The following is an 8,556-nucleotide window of genomic DNA, read 5'->3' on the forward strand; positions in this document are numbered from 1 at the left end:
TTGGCGTGCGCCTGCCGGGCTGCCCCCCCCCCCCCGATGGTGGCGATGGCGAGGGTCATGGCCAGTGCGGTGGCGGTGGTGCGGCGTGTGCGGGTGTGGCGCATGGTGGTGTCGGCTCCTCGAAGATGCGAGAACGGGAGGCGGGCTCGCCCGGCCTGTGCCGTGGCGTGCGCTTCCGTTGTGGTTCCCCTGGTGCGCGCCGGCGAATCCGGTTCCCCAACCGTGGCCGTGGGCGCGATATGCTGCCAGTATAGCAGCGTGGCCGACCCGGAGTCGGAGGCGCCGGCCTGGACGGCCCGCGGGCCAGACGCCGGGGGGTGTCCCGGGCATGACCACAACCGGCCGACCCGGCCGCTCACAGCCCCCGGAAGTGGCTGAAGAATTCCTTGGCAGCGGGGTTCTGGGACTCGTCCATCACCTGACGCGGGGTGCCGTCCTGGGCTATGCGGCCGTTGAGCAGGAGGACGATGCGGTCGGCGGCGTCGTGGGCGAAGGACATCTCGTGGGTGGCCATCAGGATCGTGGTGCCCTGGGACTTGAGCTCCGTGACCATGGCCAGCACCTCGCCCACCAGCATGGGGTCCAGGGCGGAGGTGATCTCGTCGAGCAGGAGGAGTTCAGGTTCGCCCATGAGCGCCCGGCAGATCGCCACCCGCTGCTGTTGGCCGCCGGACAGCTGGTCGGGGTAGGCCGAAGCCTTGGCGCGCATGCCGATGCGGTCCAGCAGGTCCAGGGCCCGCTCCTCCGCCTGCGCCTTGGGCATGCCGTGCACCTTGATGGCCCCAAGGGTCACGTTCCTCAGTACGTTCATGTGGGGGAAGAGGTTGAACTGCTGGAAGACGACGCCGATGCGCGCCCGGCAACGGTCACGGTTGACGTGGGGGTCGGTGATGTCGGTGCCGTTCAGCCAGATCCGCCCGTCACCCACCTCCTCCAGCAGGCTGACGCACTTCATCAGCGTGGACTTGCCCGAGCCGGACGGCCCCAGCAGGGCCACGGTCTCGTGGGCGCGCACCTGGAAGGAGACGCCCTTGAGGACCTGGTTAGTGCCGTAGGACTTGCGCACGTCCTCCAGGCGCAGCACCGGTTCGGGCCGCCCGCCCGGCCGGGGCGCCGGACTGGCTGGAAGCACCGGTGCCGTCGCCGGGCCGGCCGGTGTCTCCGCCCTCCCTGCCCGCTCGGTTTGCCCCGCCGCCATGGACGTCCCGCTTGTGGGGCGTGCATGGACCCGCCTGGACTTGGTCATCATCATGGTCTCCTCTCTTTCCCGCCGTCGATATGCCGTTTGCGGCGTTCCATCCGCGCCGATTGCCGTCTGCCCGCTCATACCGTGCCCGCGCTCAGCTCGCGCTTGCGCAGCTTGGCCGTGTACCAGTCGTTCCACAGGATGAAGGGCAGGGAGGCGCAGATGAAGAGCACCGAAGCCACGATGTAGGGGGTGAAGTTGTAGGAGGCGGCCACCTCGATCTGGGCGGCGCGCACCGCGTCGACCGCGCCCAGCACCGAGATCAGCCCCACGTCCTTCTGCATGCCGATGAAGTCGTTCATCAGCGCCGGCGCCACCTTGCGCAGGGCCTGGGGGATGACGACCAGGCGCATGGTCTGGGCGGAGGTGAGCCCCAGGGCGCGGGCCGAGGCGCGCTGGGAGGGGTGCACGTCCTGGAATCCGGCGCGCAGCACCTCGGAGGTGAAGGTGGAGTAGGAGACGATGAGGGCGACCGTGCCCAGGACGGTGGGGGAGATGCCGCCGAAGACGCCCAGGCCCGGCACGCCGAAGCCGATCAGGTAGAGCAGGACGATCATGGGGATGCCGCGCAGGAGGGTGGTGAAGGCCTGCGTAAGGACGCGGAAGGGGAAGAGGACCGGGGATCTGCTGATGCGGATCATGGCCAGGAGGGTCGCGGTGATCGGCACGATCAGGGCGGTGAAGCACAGGACCCGCAGGTTCAGCAGGATTCCCTGCCAGACCTTGGGCAGTGATTCCATGAAGTAGGGGCCGGAGAAGAAGGTCTCGCGCACATGGGGCCAGCCGGGTGAGTTGTGGAGGGCCAGGACGACCAGGGCGGCGAGGAGGAGGGTCGATCCGACGCTGGTGAGGGTGGACTTGCAGGCCTGCCGGCGGCGGTAGCGGTCGCGTTCGCGCTGGATGGGGCTGACGGTGCATTCCATTGCAATAGCCATGAGGATATGGGTCCGTTTCGGGTGACGAAAGGTTTTGAGGGGGGTGCCGTGGGGGCGCTGGGCTCCGATGGGAAGGCCCGGCGCAGGGCATAAGGGGTCCGGGCTTTTGAGGCCGGTGACCGGATGACGGAGGCGGGGCGGGGTTCCGCTGGGGAGGGGCCCCGCCCGCGTCCGCCGTCGGTTTGGGGGCGGTTGGGCGTGGTCAGTGGATGACCGGCACGTCCGTCGTGTATTCCTTGAGCCACCGGTCCTGGAGCCTGCGGACCGTGCCGTCCCTTCTGAGCTCGTCGACGGCCTTGCTGGCGGCCTTGGTGAGCTTCGAACCCTTGGGCAGGACGATGCCGATGCCGTTCTCGTTGGTGGAGCCGGCCAGCTGGCCGACCACCTTGCCGTCGGTCACCTGGTGGGTCTTGCGCATGTTGACCGCGATGACCGTGGAGATGACGAGCGCGTCGATCTGCTTGGAATCCACGGCCTGGGCCAGGGCCACGTTGTCATCGAAGACCTTGATGTCGTCCTTGATCCGCCTCTTGGCGAAGACGTAGGCATCGGAGGCCACCGTGGCGCCGATCGCCGCGCCCTTCAGGTCGGAGATCGACTTGGCCTGCGCATACTTGGAGTCCCCGCGCACCAGGACGGCCAGCGTGGGCTTGTAGTACTCGGAGGAGAAGTCCACCGCGTTCCTGCGCTCGGGCGAGATGGTGAACTCCTGGATGTTCATGTCGAACTGCTTGCTGCCCGGGGCGATGGCCGAGGCGTAGGTGGTGCGGGTCCACCTGACCTTGTCTTTGGGGAAGCCCATTTTTGCGCTGACAGCATAAGCCATGGCGGACTCGAAGCCCTGGCCGCTCTCGGGTTTGTTGTCGATGAACCAGGGGGTGTAGCAGGGGTTATCGGTAGCGATCGTAAGGGTTCCGGGCTGGATGGTTTCCTGGGTCAGGGCCTTGGGGTCCGTCTTGCCGTCCGCGCCCGAGGAGGAACCGGCACCGCATCCGGCGCTCCCGAGTACCATCGCCGCGCTGAGTAGTGGTACAATAAAACGAATGGCATTTTGCTTGCTGATGAGGGTCATACCCGAAATCTCCTAATGCATGAACTGTGTGGTAGCTGTTTGATTGCGTAGGTTGATGGGATGATGAACGCACCGCTGGAACGGTGCAAGACCCATCGTAAAGGATGAGGTCTACAAACCCTCATCGGCAGGCGTGCCATTTTCTTTTTCCCAGAACCGCCCAAGGCGTCGGAGCCCAGAGGTGGAAGGGTTCGCTGGATGGTCCGCGCCCTGCGCGCATGCGTCCTTGTCGGCGGTCCGGTCCACGATCGCAGGTATGGACTCAACAGCTACCACTACTGAGCGCACACCATCCACCATCGCCGTCCTGACCGCCCTGCCCATCGAGGCGGAGGGCATCATCCAAGCCATGGACGGCCCCAAACACAGGGAACTGCCGGGGCTGCGTGTGGCACGCGGCCGTTACCGGGGGCTCGACCTCGTCGTCTGCGTGGGCGGCATGGGGGCGGCCAACGCGGCCGCCGCCAGCCAGTTCCTGATCGACAACTACCGGCCGGAGGCCATGCTCTTCTCCGGCATCGCCGGGTCCATCAACCCAGGGCTGCAGATCGGCGACCTGATCATCGCGGCGGAGCAGCACTATGCGGAGACCAACACCGACCTGATCGCCCAATGCCCGCCCAACCTGCCCGCCTTCCCTTCCGACCGGCGGCTGGTCGAGCTGGCCCGGCAGGCCGCCCAGGAGCTGGGCATGGAGCCAATCGCGGCCGTGGGCGAACTGCTCGCGTCGGGCGCCTGGGACGGGCGGGTCCATGCGCCGGGACCCGGTGCAGGCGTCAAGGCCCAGGGCGACCCGAGCCACTACGTGGTCGGCAACATCTCCACCAGCGACCGTTTCAACACCGATCCGGCCGTGCTGAGCGACCTGGTCGCCGGCTTCCAGGCCGAGGGCGAGGCCATGGAGGAGGCGCCGGCCGCCCAGATCGCCATCCGGGCCGGTCTGCCCTTCCTCTGCCTGCGCGGCATCAGCAACCCCTGCGGGCAGACACCCGAAGAACTCGACACCCACGAAGACGCCTCCGCCGCCGCCGCCCACGCCGCCGCCCAGGTCACCCTGGGCCTGCTCCGCGCCCTGAGCCGCTAACCGAGCGCTGGCCCCAAGCGGACTTGGTCGAGCGATGAATGGACGCATTGGCCGGTCGCTCGGCTGTGGGCTTGGTGTGAGAAGCCGCTTGCCTGGCGAGCGGTCGATTATTGGGGAGGGCTCTGGGAGTGGTTGATCCCATAGGCAGCGGATGGTTATAGCAGGCACTGATGCAGGATTACGGAAGTTTCTAATGCAGGATGGTGGAACTTTCTAATGTAGAAATATGGAAGTCTCTACTGTAGGATTGTGGAAGTATGCAAATGGAGTTGGAGCGGCGGTAGGAGGGGCGGATGGCGAACATACCTCGGGAGCAGGAGGGGCTGCTCAAGCGGTTGGCCGGCTGGTTCCCGGTGGTGTCGGTCACGGGCCCCAGGCAGAGCGGCAAGTCCACGCTGGTGCGGCAGGCCTTCCCCGGTTATGAATACGCGAACCTTGAGGACCCGCAGACGCGCGAGTCCGCCCTGGAGGATCCGGTGGGGTTCATCCGCAGCCGGCCCGACCGGCTCATCGTCGACGAAGCCCAGTACGCGCCCGAGCTGTTCTCCATGATTCAGGTGGCCTCCGACGAGCGCGACCAGCCGGGGCAGTATGTGCTCTCCGGCTCGCAGAACTTCCTGATGTCCAAACACATCTCGCAGTCACTGGCCGGTCGGGTGGGGCTGCTGAAGCTGCTGCCGCTGTCCTACCGGGAGCTGCATGGCAGCGCGAGTGTGAGCACGGACGAGTTCATGCTGCGCGGCGGATACCCGCGGCTCTACAAGGCGCCGGGGCTGGCCGGGGAGCCCCTGCTCGCCGACCTGTTCTACGGCAATTACATCTCCACCTACGTGGAACGCGATGTGGCCGGATACCTGGATGTGCGCAACCTGACCGGTTTCCGCAAGTTCCTGCGGTTGTGCGCGCTGCGGGCCGGGAGTCTGATGAACTACTCGCTACTGGCGCGGGACGCGGATGTGGATGCCCGCACTGCCAAGGCATGGCTCTCCATACTGTCGGGCTCCTACCTGACCTTTGCGCTGGAACCCTACTTTGCGAACGCCGGCAAGCGCCTGGTCAAGACGCCCAAGCTGTATTTTTACGACACCGGCCTGCTCTGCCACCTGCTCGGCATCGCCAGCCTGGAGGAGCTGCTGCTGAGCCCGCAGCTGGGCGCCGTGTTCGAGAACCTGGTGGTGGCCGAGACCATGAAACGGCGGCTGGCCCAGGGCAAGGAGCCTCAGCTCTACTTCTACCGGGACGAGGACAAGGTGGAGGTGGACCTGCTGGACTACACGGCGGCGGCGTCGCCCGAACTGGTGGAGATCAAGTCAGGACAGACCTACCGCGGCTCCTGGGCGCGCAGCCTGGGCAAGGTGGGCGATGCGCTGGGAGTGTCCGACGAGCGGCGGTTCGTGGTCTCCCGGGTGGAGCGCTCCTTCCTCGCCAAGGGCGCAGGTGTGCGAACCGTCCAGAACTGGCTGCTCAGGGAGTAGGGCGGCCCTGCTGCTGCCTGCCGGTTGCTGGTTCGGATATGGGGCGGCCCGGCAGTGGGGGCTGTCGGGCCGGGTGTTGAGAGAGCGTCAGGCGGTTAGGCGCTGACGGTCGTGGGTCTTGTCGGGGGGTGCTTCGCTTCTGGCTGAGTTGGTGGCCGGCGTAGGTCAGAGCGGCCGGGGTGGTCAGCGGGAGGAGGGTTGTTCCTCCGGTGAGGCGTTGCAGGGGGACTGCGCCTGCCTTGGGCAGGGTAATGAAGGCGCAGTAGGGTAGGGCAGGGGGTGGCCGTCCTGTGGGACGCCGCCTGGGGTCCAGTGGATGTAGGCGGTGACCTGTCCTTCAGTGTGGGAGGGGGCCTTGGTGTCCCGGGTGCCATTGCCCGCGTTCCAGCTGGGGGTGGGTGCGGCTTCGGTCTGGTCGAATTTGATGCCGGTGACCACGATTTTGGACACGCCCACGGGCATGGGCGTGTGCCGCTTGGCGATGGTGCCGTTGCCGTAGAACAGGTCGGCGGGCGGCTCCCCGGCCAGCCTCGGCGCTCGCGGCGCAGATCGCGGCGCGAGCCACGCTCCGGTTGCTGCGGGGGATTGCGGGCTGAGGTCGGTTTTTGGGGGGGGGGGCTGGCTAGGGATTGAGGCTTAGTTTCGGCTTCGGTTTCGGCTTGTTCTGGGGCTGAGGCTTCGGCTTGGTTGTTGGCTTGTTCGGGGAGTGAGGTTTCGGCTCGTTTCTAGGTCTGAGGTTCCGACATGGGCTGATTTGGCTCTGGCATTCTCGACCGGTGTTGACAGTCTGGCAGTTCGTCTGCGGTTTTGGGCAGGGGGCGACTGCCGGCCGGGGCACCCGCGTCCAGCGCGGTCGGGCGCTTCTGTGTGTTTCGTTGCGGATTGGATATGAGATGACCCGGCAGCAAGGGGACTGCCGGGCCACGGTTTGTTGGGGCGCCTCCTGGGTCCTGTGTTGAGGCTCTAGGCGCTGATGGTGGTGTGTCTGCCTGGTTGGTGTCTGCGGGCGTGTTGGTGGGCTGTCATGGTGAGGGCGGCCAGGGTGGTGAGGAGTAGGAGGGTGCCTCCGCTGAGTCGTTGGATGGGTATGCTGCCGGCTTTGGGCAGGGTGTAGAAGTGATGGTAGGTGTAGGTGAGTGGGTAGTCGGGTTGGGGTTGGCCTCCTAGGGTCCAGTGGATGTTGGCGGTGACCTGTCCTGCGGGGTGGGCCGGTGCTGTGGTGTCCCAGGTGTGGCTGCCGGTGTTCCAGGCGGGTGGGGGTGTGGCGTCGCTCCTGTCGAGGGTGATGCCGGTGACCGCGATGGTGCGCAGGCCGGCGGGGCCGGGCGTGCTGCGCTGGGTGCGGCTGTTGTCGCCGAGCTGGCCGTCGCTGTTGTCTCCCCAGCTGTATGCGTGTGCGTTGTTGTCGATGGCGAGGTTGTGGTACCAGCCTGCGCTGATGGTGGTCCAGGTGGTGTTGGCGGTCGGGTCGGTCACGCGCGCGGGCGTGGGGTGGGGGTTGTAGTCGCGGCTGCCGTTGCCGAGCTGGCCGTCGCTGTTGTCTCCCCAGCTGTATGCGTGTGCGTTGTTGTCGATGGCGAGGTTGTGGGTGTAGCCGGCGCTGATGGTGGTCCAGGTGGTGTTGGGGGTCGGGTCGGTCACGCGCGTGGGCGTGGGGTGGGGGATGATGCTGTTGAAGGGGTCGCGGCTGCCGTTGCCGAGCTGGCCGTAGTTGTTGCCTCCCCAGCTGTATGCGTGTCCCTGGTTGTCGATGGCGAGGCTGTGCCAGCCGCCTGCGCTGATGGTGGTCCAGGTGGTGTTGGCGGCCGGGTCGGTCACGCGCGCGGGCGTGGGGTGGGGGCCGTTGTCGCTGCTGCCGTTGCCGAGCTGGCCGGAGACGTTTTGTCCCCAGCTGTATGCGTGTCCGTGGTTGTCGATGGCGAGGCTGTGCTAGTCGCCTGCGCTGATGGTGGTCCAGGTGGTGTCGGCGGCCGGGTCGGTCACGCGCGCGGGCGTGGGGTGGGGGTTGTTGCTGTTGATGGGGTCGCTGCTGCCGTTGCCGAGCTGGCCGTAGTTGTTTTTTCCCCAGCTGTATGCGTGTCCGTTGTTGTCGATGGCGAGGCTGTGCTACTGGCCTGCGCTGATGGTGGTCCAGGTGGTGTTGGGGGCCGGGTCGGTCACGCGCGCGGGTGTGGGGTGGGGGATGTTGCTGTTGATGGGGTCGCTGCTGCCGTTGCCGAGCGCGCCGGCGCCGTTGTTTCCCCAGCTGTATGCGTGTCCGTTGCTGTCGATGGCGAGGCTGTGCAAGCAGCCTGCGCTGATGGTGGTCCAGGTGGTATCGGCGGCCGGGTCGGTCACGCGCACGGGTGTGGGGTGGGGGTTGGTGTCGCTGCTGCCGTTGCCGAGCTGGCCGTAGTCGTTCTCTCCCCAGCTGTAGGCGTGTCCGTCGTCGTCGATGGCGAGGCTGTGGAAGCCGCCTGCGCTGACCTGGGTGAAGTGCACGCCGGCGGGTGTGTGCACGCGCACGGGGATGTTGCTGTTGGTGGTGGTGCCGTCGCCGAGCTGGCCGTATTGGTTGTTTCCCCATGCGTAGGTGTTGCCGTCGCTGCCGATGGCCAGGCTGTGCCAGTAGCCTGCGCTGATCTGGGTGAAGCGGGGTAGTGGGGGGTTGGGGGGTGGGGTGATGTGCAGGGTGTTGCGTGGGGGGTCGGGGCGGCGGGGGGGGTTGGGGGTGCGTTGCCGGGCGTGGCATTGGGGGTGCGGGG

At 67.0% G+C, this 8,556-nt stretch carries 8 protein-coding genes and 1 pseudogene; 2 read left to right on the plus strand and 7 right to left on the minus strand.

Annotation, left to right across the window (positions count from 1 at the left end; genetic code table 11):
* Window positions 1-355: 355 nt before the first annotated feature.
* From CRD59_RS07335 to CRD59_RS07345, 3 genes are all read right to left on the minus strand, one after another.
* Window positions 356-1,252, minus strand: a complete 897-nt coding sequence (locus CRD59_RS07335) for an amino acid ABC transporter ATP-binding protein (protein WP_236632788.1) — start codon at window positions 1,250-1,252, stop codon at window positions 356-358.
* 71 nt (window positions 1,253-1,323) lie between these two features.
* Window positions 1,324-2,181, minus strand: a complete 858-nt coding sequence (locus CRD59_RS07340; protein ID WP_113854036.1) for an amino acid ABC transporter permease — start codon at window positions 2,179-2,181, stop codon at window positions 1,324-1,326.
* A gap of 202 nt (window positions 2,182-2,383) precedes the next feature.
* On the minus strand, window positions 2,384-3,193 hold the full coding sequence (locus CRD59_RS07345; protein WP_236632789.1) for an ABC transporter substrate-binding protein: 810 nt from the start codon (window positions 3,191-3,193) through the stop codon (window positions 2,384-2,386).
* A gap of 316 nt (window positions 3,194-3,509) precedes the next feature.
* On the opposite strand from CRD59_RS07345, the gene CRD59_RS07350 reads away from it, so the two are divergent.
* Together CRD59_RS07350 and CRD59_RS07355 are read left to right on the plus strand one after the other, a co-directional pair.
* Window positions 3,510-4,337, plus strand: a complete 828-nt coding sequence (locus CRD59_RS07350; protein WP_113854038.1) for a 5'-methylthioadenosine/S-adenosylhomocysteine nucleosidase — start codon at window positions 3,510-3,512, stop codon at window positions 4,335-4,337.
* A 293-nt stretch (window positions 4,338-4,630) separates the two neighbouring features.
* Window positions 4,631-5,812: an ATP-binding protein gene (locus tag CRD59_RS07355; RefSeq protein ID WP_113854039.1), complete on the plus strand. Its 1,182-nt coding sequence runs from the start codon at window positions 4,631-4,633 to the stop codon at window positions 5,810-5,812.
* Window positions 5,813-5,995: 183 nt separating this feature from the next.
* On the opposite strand, the gene CRD59_RS07360 is transcribed toward CRD59_RS07355, so the two are convergent.
* The 4 genes and pseudogenes from CRD59_RS07360 to CRD59_RS07375 all read right to left on the minus strand — a co-directional run.
* Window positions 5,996-6,268 carry a hypothetical protein gene (locus CRD59_RS07360; protein WP_127920980.1) on the minus strand — a complete coding sequence of 91 codons (273 nt, stop codon included), beginning with the start codon at window positions 6,266-6,268 and terminating at the stop codon, window positions 5,996-5,998.
* Window positions 6,269-6,775: 507 nt separating this feature from the next.
* Window positions 6,776-7,729: an RCC1 domain-containing protein gene (locus CRD59_RS07365; protein WP_236632790.1), complete on the minus strand. Its 954-nt coding sequence runs from the start codon at window positions 7,727-7,729 to the stop codon at window positions 6,776-6,778.
* A gap of 12 nt (window positions 7,730-7,741) precedes the next feature.
* Window positions 7,742-7,915 (minus strand): annotated as a pseudogene (locus CRD59_RS08400) (RCC1-like domain-containing protein); the annotation flags it as partial.
* A gap of 3 nt (window positions 7,916-7,918) precedes the next feature.
* On the minus strand, window positions 7,919-8,556 hold a 638-nt coding region (locus CRD59_RS07375), incomplete at its 5' end, for an RCC1 domain-containing protein (protein ID WP_407923130.1).

Origin of the sequence: Bifidobacterium xylocopae (assembly GCF_003315615.1) — a bacterium.
GTDB lineage: Bacteria > Actinomycetota > Actinomycetes > Actinomycetales > Bifidobacteriaceae > Bombiscardovia > Bombiscardovia xylocopae.

Bases quoted from the DNA above. Each gene is read 5' to 3' on its own strand.
- CRD59_RS07340 (WP_113854036.1), bottom strand. From the start codon at position 2,181: ATGGCTATTGCAATGGAATGCACCGTCAGCCCCATCCAGCGCGAACGC.
- CRD59_RS07350 (WP_113854038.1), top strand. From the start codon at position 3,510: ATGGACTCAACAGCTACCACTACTGAGCGCACACCATCCACCATCGCC.
- CRD59_RS07345 (WP_236632789.1), bottom strand. From the start codon at position 3,193: ATGGTACTCGGGAGCGCCGGATGCGGTGCCGGTTCCTCCTCGGGCGCG.
- CRD59_RS07335 (WP_236632788.1), bottom strand. From the start codon at position 1,252: ATGATGATGACCAAGTCCAGGCGGGTCCATGCACGCCCCACAAGCGGG.
- CRD59_RS07355 (WP_113854039.1), top strand. From the start codon at position 4,631: ATGGCGAACATACCTCGGGAGCAGGAGGGGCTGCTCAAGCGGTTGGCC.